We start from the raw sequence: 15,670 nt of genomic DNA on the forward strand, positions 1-15,670 counted from the left end.
ATTCCAGCAATAACGGATGTAGGTTTAACGCACGTTTGACGTTGGAGTCTCCACTCTTGGAGTGTGTCGAAGCACTCGAAAGCGTGAACTCCAACTCGCTGCGTTTATGCCGCCTTAACGACCAAGGAAATCCCTGTGCAACTTGTGTGGACCACCGATCCGCATTTCGACCATGTCGATGCGGATGAATTTGATCGGTGGTTCGCCGACGTTGCCTCGCGGTCACCCGATGGCATTATCATTACGGGGGATCTCTCCGAAGGCGATGACGTGTTCGTGCAACTCCGGCGACTCGCCTCGTCGTTCACGATCCCCATCTATTTTGTCCTGGGTAACCACGACTTCTACAAGAGTTCGATTGGCAAAACGCGGCAACGCGCCGTGTCGCTCACTCGCGACCAAACACACCTTCACTATCTCACGGACATTGGCCCCATCCAACTCAGCGAAGGCGTTTACCTGGTCGGCGAAGATGGGTGGGGCGATGCGACGATCGGCAACTACGAAGCGTCACCGATTCGGCTTGGCGACTTTGAGCAAATCGATGATTTTCGCATGGCCACATCCAACCAGCGAAAAAGTTTGCTGCAACAACAAGGTGCTGACTCTGCGGAACGGCTTCGAACAAAGCTCCTTTCCGTACCTCAAAATGCGAAGGAAGTATTGATCGCCACTCACATTCCACCGTTCGCTGAAGCGTGTTGGTACGAGGGACGAACAACCGACGAATACTGGGCACCGTTTTTTGTTTGCGGAAGCATTGGCCAAATGCTCATGGATGCCTGCCTCGCTCGTCCCGAATGCAATTGGACGGTGCTATGTGGCCATACTCATCACGATGGCGTCGCCAAACTCGCGGAGAACTTAACCGTTTACACAGGAGCGGCCCAATACGGACATCCCGCGATTGAGGCAATCATCGAAGTCGAGCCAAACCGGGCAGCACTTGTTCGTTGAGCCTGAGCGCGATTGCCTGCATCTCTTCGGGCTGCCGAATTTGTAGCGTCGCACCGAATTCGGACAAAATCGATCGGTATCGCATCGGAATCGCCGTCACTGCAGCGATTTGAAGGATTTGCGGCGCCGTCAACGCTAACGTCGTGATCGCCCGGCATTTTACGGCCAAGGTCTTAGGCGTCATTTCCCAAACAACAAACACCGTTCGTTTAGGTCGCCGCAACAGGCTATTAACCAAACCTAGGACTTCATCCTCATCGGCGATTCGAACCGATACCCGAACCGAATTCGTAGCACCGCCCAGGCAAAAACATCGAACCGTCTCTACCCAACGGCTACCGTCTTCGCAAACAATCCAGACCACCTCAGGTGATACGATTTCGGGTGAAATGTCGAGCGAAGTTGAAGCCCGTTCACTCATGACGACTTCTCATCCTTGCTTTTCAGCTCCGCTTCGATGCGACGGATTAACCGCGACCGAGTGATTCCTAGTGCGCGAGCTGCGGCGGCTCGATTTCCGTCAGTCGCCTCCAACGCACTTTCGATCATCTTCATCTCGTAGGCTTCGAGCTTCTTATCGAGCGAGATCGTTGTGACCTTTTCTGACTGGGGCTTCGCATGGGGGTGGTAAGATCGAATCGCAAGAGGCAGATGCTCGGGCCCAATGGAATCGCCAGGCGCGATTCGAATCGCATGTCGAATCGCGGCGTCAAGCTCGTCAAAGTTGCTCGGCCAAGGATACACAACCAAAGAATCCATCGCCGCGCGGCCAATCCGTTCCGCACGCCCCTCACCGGCCGCTCGACGGGCATCGAGTATCGCGGAGGCTAACAGCGGAATATCTTTAACACGCGACGCTAATGGCTCAAGCGTAATCGTCAACGCGCCGACCATTTCCACCAAATCAGAGATAAGTTGACGTGGCACTGCGTCTGTTTCAATCGAAAGTTTGTGCGGTAGTTCACGCTCTTCAATAAGAGCCTCGTTGAGGATCGTTGGTTTATCGCAACACAATCCAATCACACGAAAACGGTCGTCGAACAGATCAACCAAATGCACCAAATGACGCTGGGCGTCGATCGGCATGTCATCCAATTCGCGGACGATCACCGTCGCCAATGCGTCGGGTGAATCAGTCAATTGATTGATCGCCGAGACAATCGACGCATCGAGCAACTCGGGGTCCATCAACGGCCCGTCGACCATCACGAGCGGCTCGCGGTCAGCATTGGCATGGTGAATGTGGCGAGCGATTGATTCAGAAGCAGACCCCGTTGGCCCAAAAAATCCAAGATGGGAACGCACCGATGCAGCAACTTGCAATCTTGATCGAGTGCGACGTGAGGCTAGCGAAGTGCCGACGGTGGCGATCGTTGCTATCGACGAGTGTCGTTTTCGCCAAGTATCAAGCTGTTGCCGAATCAACGCAGCGTCGGTGAGGTCTTCGTTGGTGGTGCGATCGTCGAAGTCACCACCGATCGCAAACACAATGGTCGATTCGTTTTGCCCGATGCGAACAAAGCGAACATCCAACGACTCGATTCGATGGACCGCTGGTGAACCTGATTTCGAGGGCAAATGAGGTTGCACTCGCAGCGATGCGGTTCCTCGTGCCAATAACCCAGGCGGAGCCGAGAGCGTTGCGGCAAGTTGATCCATTGGATCATCCGAGACGGGACTGCCGGCGACCGCGCGACGGTCGAGCAGCGTTTCCACATCGATGCCGAGCCATACCGCCGTGGCAGCCGACAAATAAACGAGTTTCCCGTCGGGACCAATCGCCCAAACGGGTGCGTCGGATGCATCAAACAGACGCATCAAATTTCGGATTTTCGTTCCAGCGGTCATGGAGCGTGTCAATCGGAAGTCGTGATCGTTTTGGTTGCCAAACAGTGCCTGTCACGCAAACAGTGCCTGCCACGCAAACAGTGCCTGCGGTGCAAACAGTGTCGGCTACGCATGCAGTGGCGGCAACCAAAGAGACTTCCGCCAGCCCCTAAAAGACGTCCAAGATGAAATGGTGGCCTTGGTGGAAACGACGGCTACTTGGATAGTAGTTGTGCCACTTCTTGTTATAGACCGGAATCTGCATTTCTGGGGGATAGCGGTTGTACATGCTATCGCTGCTCTGAAAATACTGCTGGCTATAAAAGTTTTGTGGATAGTATACGTAGGGATAGTGGTAAAAGCGATTCCAGTCGCGGGTGCTGGCTTGGCCGCCCCAGTTCTGGCCGTAGGCACGTTGCTCAGCAGACGCGGATTCTGCAAGGGCGAGGCAACTGCAAGAAACCACAGCAGCAATTAGTAAATGGCGGATCATCCGGTATTCTCCCACTCGGGGTTTCAGTCACGGGTTTTCTGGTGCTGCGGAAAAGGCCATTGGCCAGCGCCGATTCGCACGCCCGCAGCGTTGGTCGTAAAGGAACGTACCAGGACTATCGGCACATTCAGCACCATCGGTTGAGTCGTTCATGACACGAATTGTGAGTGAAAATTCAGTCCATCCGGCAAGTGGGGCAAAGAAGTGACTTCTCACAAACCACCTTTGCCACCTATGATGCATAAGTCGAGATTGCGGAGGAATCCGCGCTTTCACCCCAAATGTCCCCTATTTTGTTGGTTCAACGCATGTCGATTCGCCAGTTCTTCGGAAGCGTGCTGCTCATTTTTACAGTCCTCACCGCAACATTTACGGTGTTTTTTTTCCAAAGCCACGCCGTCGCCTGCCCGTTTTGTAGTGCGGTAGGCCAGACGCTGAGACAGGAAATGTCGGTCATGGACGCGGTCGTGATCGCAACTTCGGTCGCGGGTGACGCGGCGCGGGACCCCGATACCGGCGAAGTCCGCATGCGAATCGAGCAGGTCCTCAAAGGAGGGGAGTTTGTCAAAAAAGGGCAGGAGGTTAACGCCATCTACTATGGTGATGTCCTACCGGGGCGGAGATTCATGCTTTCCGGTGTCGACCCCGAGGAAATGCAATGGTCGTGCCTTCCGCTGAGTGAACGGGCCGAAGCGTACGTCGCCAAGCTGACTTCACTACCCGATTCCGAATCAGAACGATTGCGTTTTTACTACGACTATCTTCAAGATGAAGAAACAATGCTTTCGCGAGACGCCTACGACGAGTTTGCGATCGCTCCCTATGCGTCACTGAAAGAACTAAAACCAGCGATCGATCATGCCAAATTGATGGAGTGGCTGACCGATCCTGAATGCAGCGTCGACCGCAAACGGTTGTATTTGACGATGCTAGGTGTCGTTGGTGACCATTCTGACTTACCCATTCTCGAGCAAATGCTACGGAGTTCACAAAAGAGCTCGCGCAGTGGATTGGATGCCTTGGTTGGATGCTATTTGACGCTGGCTGGTGAAGAAGGGCTGCCGGTCGTGAACGAGCTCTTTCTGAATAACAAAAAGGCCTCCTATGCCGATACCTATGCGGCAATCATGGCAATTCGGTTTCATGGGACCGAAGGGGATGTGATCCCACGAAGCGCCTTGGTCGAATCGCTCCATCATGTACTGGACCGACGGGACTTGGCCGATTTGGTGATTCCTGATCTGGCACGTTGGGCCGACTGGAGCCAGGTTGAGAGGATGAAGGAATTGTTCCTCAAAGCGGATCCCGATAACAACTGGGTCCGAGTTCCCGTGGTCAACTACTTACGAGCATGTCCGCTTCTCGAGGCCAAAATGGCCCTAGAGGAGCTCAAAAAAGTGGATCCAGATAGCGTGAAACGGGCGAATTCGTTCTTTTCGATTCCCGTACCTGCGCAAGACACGGGCAGTTCGAGCTCGTCGATCAAGCAGAAAAACGAGGCAAAAATCGCGGCTGCGACGGATTTCGACTCCAATCGCAAGCCGAGCGTGGGTGGCCCCACGGCATCCGCCGAACCCTTCATTGCTAGTCCGCTGGCCTCCTCATCCCCTGCGGTCGAGGCAGCGAACCCTTGGCGGTTGGTTTACGTAGTTTCCTTAGCACTGTCCACGATCATGATTGGACAATTCTTGCTTTTGTCAGGCGGGCCGGAAACCGACCGCCTGTAGCCGACAATCCTCGTTGCATTAGGTCACCAAGAAAGAAATGTCTGCGGAACTACAGATGTCGACAGCGGCGGATGCGGTAGAATTTCCGTATCGAGCGGTCAGTCGTGCGGCGATTGCGTCGCTCTTTTTTTTCGTCCTCGCCCTTCCTGGTCTCATTCCGACCTTTGCCCCCATGCTGTTCCTCGCAGTAGTCGGCCTCGGAGCGGCAATCGTGGGAGTGCGGGCAATCCGGAACTATCCCGAAGAATACAGTGGTCGAGGCTTGGCGACGTTCGGCATGGCCGCCAACGCATTACTGTTAGTTGGCGGACTTTGTCTGCACACCTACATTTACTTGACCGAAGTCCCCGACGGCTACACAAGGATTCCGTTCTACGAACTCCAGCAACCCGAAAATGGGCCTGATATGCCGACCGCTTTCGCAGCCGACATCGATGGAGAGAACATTTTCATCAAAGGTTATATCCATCCGTCGTCCGGCAGCGGGCTACTGCGTCAATTCATTCTCGTTCCCGATCTTGGCACATGCTGTTTCGGCGGCCAGCCCAAGAGTAGCGACATGATCGAAGTTACCTTAACGGGAGGCAAGAGTGCCGAAGGAAGTATGATGAAACGTAAATTGGCAGGCAAATTTATATTGAACCGGATTCCACAGAAAAAGACTGATTTTGACAACATCGTCTATTATCGGTTAAAAGCAAACTTCGTGAAGTAAGCGAACGCCATTTTTCGCTCTGCGGAACGACTGATTGAGACGCACTTTTTCGGAATAACATTTCGGAACAAAAGGGCAACTCGATCAAGTTCACACCCTATCCACGCGTCAAACGGAACCGCATGACTCTACGTCAACCGCTTCAATCGACAAAGACTTGTGTTGATGTCGGTAGGCATCTCTTCACTGGGTTTTCCTTCACTGGGCTGCTCGCTGGATTGCTACTAACGGCATCGATATCTAGTTCCTTGATAGCAGCCCCGCCCGAATCACGAACTCAAACCGGAACCAGTGAGCAAGTGGAAACTCGCAAACCGGTTGAAGTCCGCAAGAGCAGTGAAGCATCACTTGCGAAAGGCGACATCACGTTCGACGATTTGAAATTCGACATCGAAAAGAATGCGGTGTTTGAAAAGTCGCTGTTGACCAAAGACGTCAAAAAGCTAAACGGGATGAAAGTCAAACTGCGCGGTTACATTCTGCCGAGCACGTTGTTTAAAGAGACTGACATCGAGCAGTTCGTGCTTGTGCGAGACAACCAAGAATGCTGCTTTGGTCCCGGGGCGGCCCTGTTTGATTGTGTCATCATTGAAATGGTTCCCGGCAAAACGACGGACTTTGTCACGAGGCCCGTTACCGTCGAAGGCAAGTTCAAGATTGACACCGAAAAATACAAATACCCAGGCGGTATCGGCCCGGGTGGCGCAAGCCATTTTTCCATCTTCAAAATCGCGGGCGAATCAGTCCGGTGAGGACCGACGTTCAGGGAACTCGGATAACCCTACAAACCTTCGGTCCATCCTTGTCGTGGTTGTTCGTGGATGACCACTGAAGCATGCTCGGATAATTCCTTGATTCGTTGGCTTGTTTTTTCAACCGCTTTTTCGTTGATCAGCGGCAACAGGGAGAGCCGAAACGAGGCTGTTTCCCCTGGCTCGATCGTGACAACGCGATCCTGTTCCGATTCGAACGAACGCCGATTGGGAAAGTTCGTCGCGGGCTCCATCCCGATCACATAGCCATCACTTTCTGCAGCCGTATTCTTCCATAGAATGAAATGCGGCAACTTGCTAACGTTGTACGTGACCGCCATGCCTCTCGCACGATCCTTCGACCGTATCATCGTGGTCGTCTCATTCGAATCGTCGTGACAGAGCTTGGCAAAATAGACTCGTTCCTGGTACCCAACCTCCGGTTCACCAAATTGATTCCAGCTTCCGATCTCGCCTGCCGACAGATCGTTCTTCGGTGCAAGTTCCTCTATCGGAGCTTCCAATACGGCACCATTTTCCAGTACAGGCAAACCGATATTGATGTGGTAAAGCAATTGCATCGTCGATGGTGTCGACAATTCGTTAGTGACATCATCCATCACGTAGACACGGTGGCTACCCGCATGAACCCGCAATCGGCTCTTTAACCTCAATCGCTTGAAAAACAATCGAGCCTCGATCACTTCGCCGATCAATTCCAGTCGCCCCGACGCTTCATCATATTCAATCGACAACGAATCTGCGGCCAAGTTGCCAATCCGTCCATGTAGCGGGTAGACCAATTGGCCCTGCTCATTGTGCTCTGGAGCACCGTTGCTTTCCAATCCACATCGCACGACAAGTTCGTCGAATCCTTCAAGCCAACCCAATCCGCTCGGTTCGAAAGTGGGAACCAAGGATGGATGAACGGGGCCCGAAATGGGGGAATCCCAACCGAATCGGACGCCTTCGGATTCCAATTTCCAAATCGCCATACCACGCGTCGGCAATACCATCACTCGCATTACCCCGGTATCCAACTCGACGACTTCGACACCGTCCGCAGCGCCCCCCACGAATCGACCATGGCGTGTTTCGATAACTCCTTCGCGAGTTTCCACGGATATCGTCAGCGGCGATTTATCATCCCACTTGATTTCCGCTTCGCGTCGATTCCAACTTCGATGCGTCGTTGTTTCGGTCATGTATCTTGATTCCTTGTTCACTTTCGTTTTTCAACCACGAAGATCGTGAGTTTCGCGTCCTGACAAAGGACCCGTCTTTTCTGCAATTCGTCCCCGGCACTGTTGCCGCGCGGTGCCGTAGCAAATACAACATAGTTGCTGCGACGACCATTAAACGCAGTAATTTTCATCTCACCAGACGTCTTCCCACCTGACGCACAACCCGAAAAAACGAACTTCAGCGTGTCAGCCTGGCCACGTCCTATATCTGCAAGAACAAAGGGTACATCGAATCATGAGTAGCGTGAAGTTGGACAGTGGTCTAATTAGAGGCGACAGCGTCAAGGGAATTTTGGATTCGGCGTTCGACTCAAACGGTGGCTTGTTACGATTGACCCCAACTTGGGTCCCTCGGTCTTTTCTTCATCCAGGGCGACGTATCAAGTTGCATCCATCGGACTATTATCGTTTCGGTGCTGACCGCGGGGGGATCGACGAACGGTGGTTCGGCAGTACCACCGAAGCCGCTAATGAAGGCCGCGTTTGGCACGAAGGTCTGAGTTTCTGCTTGTTCGAAGGCAAGAAGTTTCTGCTTCGCGACGCGGTGGATGAACGAGGCAACGACTTGGTCGGCGAAGCGACTTTTTCAAAATACAATCGCTGGCCAGTCTACTCAAAATTCTTTGATAACATGGGGCCCATTCCCCATCACATGCACCAAACTTTTGATGACGCGGCACTCGTCGGCCAAGAAGGGAAGCCGGAGAGCTACTATTTCCCGCCGCAACTCAACAATGTTGACAATAACTTTGCCTACACGTTCATGGGGCTCGAACCGGGAACGACCAAGGAACAGGCTCGCCGATGTTTGGAAAATTGGAACGAAGGCGACAATGGGATGCTCGATCTTAGCCGAGCTTACCGACTCAAACGGGGCACCGGATGGTTGATCCCACCAGGCGTATTACATGCCCCCGGCTCGCTTTGCACGTACGAACCTCAGTGGGGTAGCGACGTGTTCGGGATGTATCAATCGATCGTCGAAGGACGCTATGTTCCTTGGTCACTTCTGGTCAAAGACATGCCCGAGGACAAGCATCAAGACCTCGACTTCATCATCGGCCAACTCGATTGGGAAAAGAACGTCGATACCCATTTCAAACAAAGCAACTACCTCGAACCGATCCGCGATGAAACGCGCAGCGGTGATGGATACGAGGACCTCTGGATTGTCTACGGAACCGTCGATGGTGAGCAGCTTTTCAGTGCCAAAGAATTAACCATCCAACCAGGTGCGAAATGTACGCTTCAAGACCCTGGTGCGAGCAGTTGGATCACGGTTCAAGGACGTGGCCGAATCGGATCACTTGACCTGCAAACACCTGCAATGATTCGCTTTGGTGAAAACACAACCGATGAAGTATTCATCTCTCATGTCGCTGCAACCGGTGGTGTCGAAATCGAAAACCTTGGAACTGAACCTTTGGTTGGCCTACGATACTTTGGACCAGCCACTCACGACAACTTGCCCAAAGCTGGCAATTAACCGTTTCGAATAAGGAAATCTCTCGATGAAACTACATAACGCAATGTGGCCTGGTTTGGTCGGCAAGGGTACCGATGAAGGACAAGAACCGCCGATCAGCTTGGAAAAGATGCTCGATTTAACCGCTGCTGCGGAAGTCGACGGGCAAAGGTTTGACGGCATCGATTATTTCCTGTTCCTGCCGCATACCGATCCCAACGCAAGCGATGACGAACTTCGCAAAATTGCCGACAGTATCGCCGATCGGGGCCTTGCCGTCGGTTCGCTTGTAGCTCCGATTTGGCCTGGAACCGTGGGCGATTCTGCGATGGGCAATGCCGAGCAGCGAGAGTTGTTTTTAGCGGCGGTGAAAGTCGCTTGCCGAATCGCAGGCATCTTCAATGAACATGGCGTTCGAAACTATGGTGTCATCCGAATTGACAGCGCCGAATTTGGCGTGGATGAATGGAGAAAAGACCCCAAGACGAACACAAAAAAGATCGCAGCGACGTTTAAAGAAGCTGCAAAAATCGCAGCCGATCATGGCGAACGGCTCGCCGCCGAAGGAGAAATTTGTTGGGCCGGCATGCATAGTTGGAAAGACATGCTTGACCTTTTAGATGCGGTCGACATGCCCGAAACACTTGGGTTTCAAGCCGATTTAGCTCACACCTATTTGTACCTCATGGGCTACAACGCCCCCGAGCACGCTTTGCTTCACGCAGGCTATAGCGAGGATGAATTTTATGCCGCCTACGCAACCATGACCGACAAACTTCGTCCCTGGACGATTGATTTCCATGTTGCGCAAAATGACGGCGAAGTCCACGGTGCTGGAGCACATGACAAGACCGGAAAGCATTGCCCCGCAGATGATCCAAACGGGAAATTAGACATTGTAAAATGCTCGGAACATTGGCTCAAGGACGCCGAAACACGTGGAATTAAGCACATTTGCTGGGACGGATGCATGTTCCCCAATGCGACGCTCGAAAATCCGAATACCTGGAACACGATCCTCAAAACCATGATCGACGTGCGTGATTCCCACATCCAAGACGGCAACCACGCCACCTAATCTCAACTTGCTCAACACGAAGGAAACCACTAACAATGAAACCGCTCAATATTGGAATGGTTGGATATGGGTTTATGGGACGAACCCATTCCAATGGTTACTGCCAAGCACCCCACTTTTTCGAATCTGAATACAAGCCGGTATTGAAAGCGGTTTGTGCTCGCAACAAAGAAAAGGCCGAACAATTCGCTAGCGTGTGGGGTTATGACTCGGTCGAAACCGATTGGCGAGAGATGCTCAAGCGAGACGACATCGACGCAGTCGATATCTGCACGCCGAACAACTTGCACAAAGAGATTGCGATTGCCGCCGCCGAGGCTGGCAAGATGGTTTTGTGCGAAAAGCCGCTGGCCCTGAATCAAACCGAAGGCGAAGCAATGTGCCAAGCGGTTGAAAAAGCGGGCGTAAAGAACATGGTTTGGTACAACTATCGACGCGTACCTGCGGTGACACTGGCGAAGCAATTAATCGACGAAGGACGGCTAGGCAAGATCTTTCATTACCGAGCGAACTTTCTGCAAGATTGGACGATCAACGCCGACGTGCCTCAAGGTGGCGCGGCGACATGGCGACTCGATGCCGAGGCCGCTGGCAGTGGTGTGACGGGCGACTTGTTGGCCCACTGTATCGATACCGCGATTTGGCTCAACGGTGGCATCAAGGATGTTTCCGCGATGACGGAAACCTTCGTGAAAGAACGCGTCCACGCCGACACGGGCGAGAAGAAACCCGTCAAAATCGATGACGCATGCAGTTGCTTCTGCCACTTCGACAACGGATCGCTTGGACTGTTCGAATCCACTCGATACGCGCGTGGCCACAAGGCGCTTTACACATTCGAAATCAATGGCGAGAATGCATCGATCCGCTGGGATTTACACGACCTGCATCGACTTGAGTATTTTGACCATCGCGATGATTCAATCGTTCGTGGTTGGCGAAGTGTTCATATCAGTGACGGCGACATGCCCTATATGGGCAATTGGTGGGTACCAGGATTGAACATTGGCTACGAGCATACGTTCATCCACCAAGTCGCTGACTTTCTGAAATCACTCGAAACAGGCGAAGCGTTTCACCCCAGTTTCCGCGACGCACTGGAAACTCAAAAGGTTTGCGATGCCATATTATCGAGTGCCAACGAACGAGTCTGGAAGAATGTTTAGGCATTCCGCGTCGCTTTCGTAAACCCGTCTCATCAACAGGAAACCATTTGATGCCAAAAGATGATTTGATCAAGGCACTGCACATAGTCCATCAAGAGTTGGAAGAGGCAGAGAACCTCGACACATCCGATGTCGAGCGGCTTCGGGCGACGATGAAAGAAATTCAGTCCGTGATCGACGAGCAAGCCGATGGGCCCACAACGCTAAGTAAACAGGTGACCGATTCGGCTCGCAGTTTTGAAGAGTCACATCCGGTGCTTACCAACACGCTCGGACGCATCGCGGACATGCTCCAACAAATGGGGATTTGACTCCTCGTCAAAGCTTACTTTTTTAGCAGCCGATCTCGCTCGCGAGCGGATCGCAATAGTGGAACGAGTCACGCTGCCGAAACGGATCCAAAGTCATTCGACTTTGGCAATCCGTTATTCTTACTAAGCGATGCCCGATTTTTCTAAGAGGCGGTCTTTGGTTGTTCGTTTCGTTGAATCAGCCAAAGCAGAATGGGGCTGGCGACAAAGATCGAACTGTAGGTACCAACCATCACACCTACCACCAACGAGAACGCAAACGCGTGGATCCCCTCGCCACCAAAAGCGTAGAGCAGCACTACAACCAACAACGTGGTCAACGACGTCAGTAAGGTTCGGCTTAGCGTTTGATTGATACTGCTGTTAACCATTTCGCTGGTTAATTTAGGTGCCTTACCCTTGGTTTCGCGAATCCGGTCAAACACCACGATCGTATCGTTTAGCGAGTAACCGATGATCGTCAATAGTGCCGCCACCACCGTTAGGCTGATTTTGAAAGGGTCAATCAACAGGAAGCCTAACGCGTCGGCACACCAATAACTCACTGCAATGGCACCGAGCGTGATCACCACGTCATGAACCAAAGCTGCAACCGCAGCAAGACCATACATAACGCGTTGGAAGCGGAACCAAATGTACCCGATGATGCAAAGCAAGCTAGCGAACAAAGCACCGAACGCACGCCCGATCATGTCACCGGCGACTTGACCACCAACGCTACTGCTACTGATCCACACCGGATCGCTGCCGAGCGTCTTTTTGACCTCTGCCATAATTTTGTCAGCCTGTTCGTGCTCAAGCGGTATGCGAACTTTCCATTTGCTAAACCCAAGTGAGGACTCTGGATTCCAATCTTCGACACCTTCGCCATAGGGAGTCAATTCAACCGACCGGGCATTGAGCGACGCGCCCGTGGCGTCAGCCGCTTTCACCAACGCTTCGGTGAGTGTAGGTGCATTGACGTTCGCCCCCGAATCCTGGCCTTCGATTCCGAGTTCGACCATTGCGGTGCTGAAGATGAGCGTTCCAGGAACGGTTTCGTTATCGGTGGTTGCTTCGGGCAATGCTTGAGGATACATCACGGCCAACATGACACCATTGTCATCGGCCACCGATCGACGTCGATGCCGCATACTCGATGACTCATTCACGTCGGCAGGAGTGATGTCAATCTTGTAAGTCACCAAGTGGACCGAGTCCTCCGCTTTGAACGCTTCTGCAACCGCCGTTTTCAACAATTCAACAGTGGGGAAAGAAGAATCCACCTTATAGACCGTGTTGTCAGGGATCTCGTCCATGCTGACGCCGTTGACGGTGTATTGAACGGGCTTACCGTCTTCGCCAATCATCGTTGTTTTAACAATTTCCCGAACGGTATCGGTCTCGGTCGGTTTGTCCAATCGAAATTGGACCGAAGAACCACCGGCAAAGTCGATATCGAACATGCTTTCGCCGCGAGCATAAATCGACGCAATTCCGATGGCCATCAAAGTGCCTGAAATCGCCAAGGCGATTTTGCCCTTACTCATAAAATCAAGAGTTTCCTTACTCGAAACCATCGACCGAAGCGCGTTGACTCCGTCGGACATACTCAGCGTCAAGAAGCCATGACGTTCCGCAAGGTCAAAGAAGGTTCGCGACATGAAGATCGCTGTAAACATCGAGTAGACGATACCAAGAATCAAAGTCACCGCGAATCCACGAATTTGGTCCGTCCCGATCGCGTACAACACGATCGCGGTAATCAATGTTGTCAAGTTCGCATCGACAATCGTGACGGTCGCCTTGGCGAAACCGTTGCGAATCGCCATGCGGGCTGCGGCCCCCTTTTTCAACTCTTCACGAATGCGTTCAAAAATCAGTACGTTCGCGTCAACCGACATACCAACGGTCAGAACCAAACCGGCCAAACCTGGCAGAGTCAGTGGTTGGTTAATCAGAACCATTGTGCCCAAAATCATCGCCAAGTTTAGTACCAATGCGATACAAGCGACCACGCCTGCAAATCGGTAGTAGAACAAGATGAATATCAACACGATTAGGAGCGACGTTCCGATTGCGAACACGCCCTTGTGGATCGTATCGGCACCAAGCGTTGCGTCGATTTGGTTTTCCGCAATCGGCTGTGGAGTCAATGCTGCAGGCAATTGACCGGCTTTGAGAATTTGCACCAATTGGTCGACTTCCTCGCGAGTGAAGTTACCAGTAATGCGGCCTTCTTTACGAATTGGTTGAAGGATGTTCGGAGCGGAAAGCAACGCATCGTCCAAGATAATCCCAAGCTGACGTTGACGCGTTCCGATCGGTGCATTGTTTGTCGTCAGTGCAAAAAACTTGCCTGACCCCGCGTCCGTCAAATTAAATGCGACTGCAGGCGAACCGTTTTGGTCGAATGTGCTCGACGCAAATGCAAGGTCTTCCCCTTTGATATCCAACAGCGGGTCGATGATCATCAATGTTTCGATGCTCTTCAGCCCTTGCTGGGCGAGCCAGCCGACGATTTTGAATTCGCCGTTGTCGCCACGAACATCCATCGGCAAATCGATCAATTGTCCGGTTCGAGGGTTTCGGACGATCGCATCGCCGACGTTGACTCGTAATGGACGAACTCCGTTGACGGCGTTTTCTTCCTGGTCCACACGAGCCCAAATGCCAACCGTTTCTCCGTCGACATCTTTGACATATTGCCGAGTTCGTTCGGCTTGCGATTGCGATTCGGATTGTTCAACAGCGAGGTCAATTTTCCGCTGATGGTCAGCCCGGTTGGCCAGAATCGCAAAACGCAAAATCCCCGCTGTATCGATGACTTCCTTGATTCGGTCAACTTCGCGTTGGTCGACTTCGGGAACGATGATTTCAATCTGACTTTCGCCGTAGGGGCGAATCACGATTTCTTGGGTACCACTCGGGTTAATTCGGCGAGACAGCGGTTCGATCAAGTCTTCGGAAATGATCTTTTGTTGGCCACCCCGTTCGGCTTCAATTTTGCTTTGGTCAATTTCGTAGACCAAAATCGTTCCACCACGAAGGTCGACGCCTAAACCGGGTCGGCGAGCCGCCAAGACGACCGCAGAAGCGGTAATTGCCAACAAAATCGCACCGAAACGAGTGCTATAATTGGGCATTTTAAGGGTCTTGGCCAAAAATCCGCCGACGACAAACGGCAGAATCAACACGGCAAAGGCGATCGCCATTGCACCGTATTGTTCCCACGAAATGCCTTGAGTGACACTCGATGCCACCTCTTGAGTTTGTGCGAAAAAGAGCATCGAATTCATAGCATTACCAAGCGAACTGGCCACCGATGCGGGCGACGATTCGCCCAAAGGTGCCAAGCCAAAGAGACTTTGAGAAATATTGAAGCAGTCCATCGTTCGTTTCTGCGTTTTGTCTGGAGGGGTATATTAGGTCTTCGTGGAGGAATCCGCATCCTTGCGGCCAGATTCCTTACTTTCTTTGTTCGGATTGACGATCGTGGTGACCGCCGAACGGTTAATTTTCAGTCGAGTGTTGCCACCTTCGTCACAGCGGATCGTCACCACGTCGCTATCGGGCGATACCGAAACCACAGTCCCGTGGATCCCGCCAACAGTGACAATTCGGTCATTTTTCTTCAGCGAGCTAAGCAGCTTGGCTTCTTCCGCTTTACGGCGTTTTTCCGGTGCCAACAACATCGTGTAGAAGAAAAAGATGATCACAATGATCGGAAGCAGCGGATTGCTGAATAGCTTTTCCACAAACGTCGGCTCAGGCGCAGCGGCGTCTTGGGCCAACACGTTGGTCACAATGAACCCCAGTACATCAATGGGGACAACGATCCGAGAGAATATTTCGAGAATCAAGAATTCATAGCCTTCCAGTTCGGCCTTTTGATCGACAGGTCGAGCTTTTGATCGACCGGGCCCGCTTCAAAACGCAGCAGCGAATGGGGCATG

15 protein-coding genes are annotated in these 15,670 nt (G+C 52.4%); 8 read left to right on the forward strand and 7 right to left on the reverse strand.

Going from position 1 to position 15,670, the window contains the following annotated elements:
* The first annotated feature begins 135 nt into the window (after positions 1-135).
* The gene (locus tag CA13_RS14765; RefSeq protein WP_146397864.1) at positions 136-957 is read left to right on the forward strand and encodes a metallophosphoesterase family protein; all 822 of its coding nucleotides are present in this window, start codon (positions 136-138) and stop codon (positions 955-957) included.
* Here CA13_RS14765 and CA13_RS14770 read toward each other — a convergent pair.
* The 4 genes from CA13_RS14770 to CA13_RS35210 all read right to left on the reverse strand — a co-directional run bounded on the left by CA13_RS14770 (position 917) and on the right by CA13_RS35210 (position 3,430).
* Entirely contained in the window at positions 917-1,378 is a 462-nt protein-coding gene (locus tag CA13_RS14770; RefSeq protein WP_146397865.1) for a hypothetical protein, read from the reverse strand. The two genes, CA13_RS14765 and CA13_RS14770, sit on opposite strands and share 41 nt — an antisense overlap.
* Positions 1,375-2,805 carry an AAA-type ATPase lid domain-containing protein gene (locus tag CA13_RS14775; protein ID WP_146397866.1) on the reverse strand — a complete coding sequence of 477 codons (1,431 nt, stop codon included), beginning with the start codon at positions 2,803-2,805 and terminating at the stop codon, positions 1,375-1,377. Before CA13_RS14775 ends, CA13_RS14770 begins: the two co-directional genes overlap by 4 nt.
* A gap of 148 nt (positions 2,806-2,953) precedes the next feature.
* The gene (locus CA13_RS14780) at positions 2,954-3,277 is read right to left on the reverse strand and encodes a calmodulin-binding protein (RefSeq protein WP_146397867.1); all 324 of its coding nucleotides are present in this window, start codon (positions 3,275-3,277) and stop codon (positions 2,954-2,956) included.
* A 27-nt stretch (positions 3,278-3,304) separates the two neighbouring features.
* The gene (locus tag CA13_RS35210) at positions 3,305-3,430 is read right to left on the reverse strand and encodes a hypothetical protein (RefSeq protein ID WP_419194373.1); all 126 of its coding nucleotides are present in this window, start codon (positions 3,428-3,430) and stop codon (positions 3,305-3,307) included.
* 128 nt (positions 3,431-3,558) lie between these two features.
* Between CA13_RS35210 and CA13_RS14785 the strand changes: the two genes are divergently transcribed.
* The 3 genes from CA13_RS14785 (at position 3,559) to CA13_RS14795 (ending at position 6,471) form a co-directional block, all read left to right on the forward strand.
* Positions 3,559-5,004, forward strand: coding sequence for a hypothetical protein (locus CA13_RS14785; RefSeq protein WP_419194374.1), 1,446 nt, complete (start codon positions 3,559-3,561; stop codon positions 5,002-5,004).
* 37 nt (positions 5,005-5,041) lie between these two features.
* Positions 5,042-5,719: a DUF3299 domain-containing protein gene (locus CA13_RS14790; protein ID WP_146397869.1), complete on the forward strand. Its 678-nt coding sequence runs from the start codon at positions 5,042-5,044 to the stop codon at positions 5,717-5,719.
* Positions 5,720-5,841: 122 nt separating this feature from the next.
* Positions 5,842-6,471, forward strand: coding sequence for a DUF3299 domain-containing protein (locus CA13_RS14795; protein WP_146397871.1), 630 nt, complete (start codon positions 5,842-5,844; stop codon positions 6,469-6,471).
* Between the two features lie 29 nt (positions 6,472-6,500).
* Here CA13_RS14795 and CA13_RS14800 read toward each other — a convergent pair whose 3' ends face one another.
* Positions 6,501-7,676, reverse strand: coding sequence for an aldose 1-epimerase family protein (locus tag CA13_RS14800; RefSeq protein WP_146397873.1), 1,176 nt, complete (start codon positions 7,674-7,676; stop codon positions 6,501-6,503).
* 274 nt (positions 7,677-7,950) lie between these two features.
* Between CA13_RS14800 and CA13_RS14805 the strand changes: the two genes are divergently transcribed.
* From CA13_RS14805 to CA13_RS14820, 4 genes are read left to right on the forward strand one after another with little or no spacing between them, the layout of a single operon-like run.
* Entirely contained in the window at positions 7,951-9,201 is a 1,251-nt protein-coding gene (locus tag CA13_RS14805) for a cupin domain-containing protein (RefSeq protein ID WP_146397875.1), read from the forward strand.
* Between the two features lie 25 nt (positions 9,202-9,226).
* The gene (locus CA13_RS14810; RefSeq protein ID WP_419194375.1) at positions 9,227-10,258 is read left to right on the forward strand and encodes a sugar phosphate isomerase/epimerase family protein; all 1,032 of its coding nucleotides are present in this window, start codon (positions 9,227-9,229) and stop codon (positions 10,256-10,258) included.
* Positions 10,259-10,293: 35 nt separating this feature from the next.
* Entirely contained in the window at positions 10,294-11,424 is a 1,131-nt protein-coding gene (locus CA13_RS14815) for a Gfo/Idh/MocA family protein (RefSeq protein ID WP_146397877.1), read from the forward strand.
* Between the two features lie 50 nt (positions 11,425-11,474).
* Positions 11,475-11,735, forward strand: coding sequence for a DUF4404 family protein (locus tag CA13_RS14820; RefSeq protein ID WP_146397879.1), 261 nt, complete (start codon positions 11,475-11,477; stop codon positions 11,733-11,735).
* Between the two features lie 143 nt (positions 11,736-11,878).
* Here the strand turns inward: CA13_RS14820 and secD are convergent, their stop codons facing one another.
* Positions 11,879-15,013: a protein translocase subunit SecD gene (gene secD / locus CA13_RS14825; RefSeq protein ID WP_146403666.1), complete on the reverse strand. Its 3,135-nt coding sequence runs from the start codon at positions 15,011-15,013 to the stop codon at positions 11,879-11,881.
* Positions 15,014-15,139: 126 nt separating this feature from the next.
* A complete protein-coding gene (yajC, locus tag CA13_RS35215; RefSeq protein ID WP_419194376.1) occupies positions 15,140-15,577 on the reverse strand; it encodes a preprotein translocase subunit YajC in 438 nt (145 codons plus the stop codon).
* Positions 15,578-15,670: the final 93 nt, after the last annotated feature.

This window comes from Novipirellula herctigrandis (assembly GCA_007859835.1).
Taxonomy (GTDB): domain Bacteria; phylum Planctomycetota; class Planctomycetia; order Pirellulales; family Pirellulaceae; genus Novipirellula_A; species Novipirellula_A herctigrandis.

What these genes read in the sequence shown, in the direction of transcription:
- CA13_RS14805 (WP_146397875.1), top strand. Translation starts at nt 7,951, where the DNA reads ATGAGTAGCGTGAAGTTGGACAGTGGTCTAATTAGAGGCGACAGCGTC.
- CA13_RS14775 (WP_146397866.1), bottom strand. Translation starts at nt 2,805, where the DNA reads ATGACCGCTGGAACGAAAATCCGAAATTTGATGCGTCTGTTTGATGCA.
- CA13_RS14770 (WP_146397865.1), bottom strand. Translation starts at nt 1,378, where the DNA reads ATGAGTGAACGGGCTTCAACTTCGCTCGACATTTCACCCGAAATCGTA.
- CA13_RS35210 (WP_419194373.1), bottom strand. Translation starts at nt 3,430, where the DNA reads ATGAACGACTCAACCGATGGTGCTGAATGTGCCGATAGTCCTGGTACG.
- CA13_RS14810 (WP_419194375.1), top strand. Translation starts at nt 9,227, where the DNA reads ATGAAACTACATAACGCAATGTGGCCTGGTTTGGTCGGCAAGGGTACC.
- CA13_RS14815 (WP_146397877.1), top strand. Translation starts at nt 10,294, where the DNA reads ATGAAACCGCTCAATATTGGAATGGTTGGATATGGGTTTATGGGACGA.
- CA13_RS14790 (WP_146397869.1), top strand. Translation starts at nt 5,042, where the DNA reads ATGTCTGCGGAACTACAGATGTCGACAGCGGCGGATGCGGTAGAATTT.
- secD (WP_146403666.1), bottom strand. Translation starts at nt 15,013, where the DNA reads ATGAATTCGATGCTCTTTTTCGCACAAACTCAAGAGGTGGCATCGAGT.
- CA13_RS14795 (WP_146397871.1), top strand. Translation starts at nt 5,842, where the DNA reads ATGACTCTACGTCAACCGCTTCAATCGACAAAGACTTGTGTTGATGTC.
- CA13_RS14780 (WP_146397867.1), bottom strand. Translation starts at nt 3,277, where the DNA reads ATGATCCGCCATTTACTAATTGCTGCTGTGGTTTCTTGCAGTTGCCTC.
- CA13_RS14820 (WP_146397879.1), top strand. Translation starts at nt 11,475, where the DNA reads ATGCCAAAAGATGATTTGATCAAGGCACTGCACATAGTCCATCAAGAG.
- CA13_RS14785 (WP_419194374.1), top strand. Translation starts at nt 3,559, where the DNA reads ATGTCCCCTATTTTGTTGGTTCAACGCATGTCGATTCGCCAGTTCTTC.
- CA13_RS14800 (WP_146397873.1), bottom strand. Translation starts at nt 7,676, where the DNA reads ATGACCGAAACAACGACGCATCGAAGTTGGAATCGACGCGAAGCGGAA.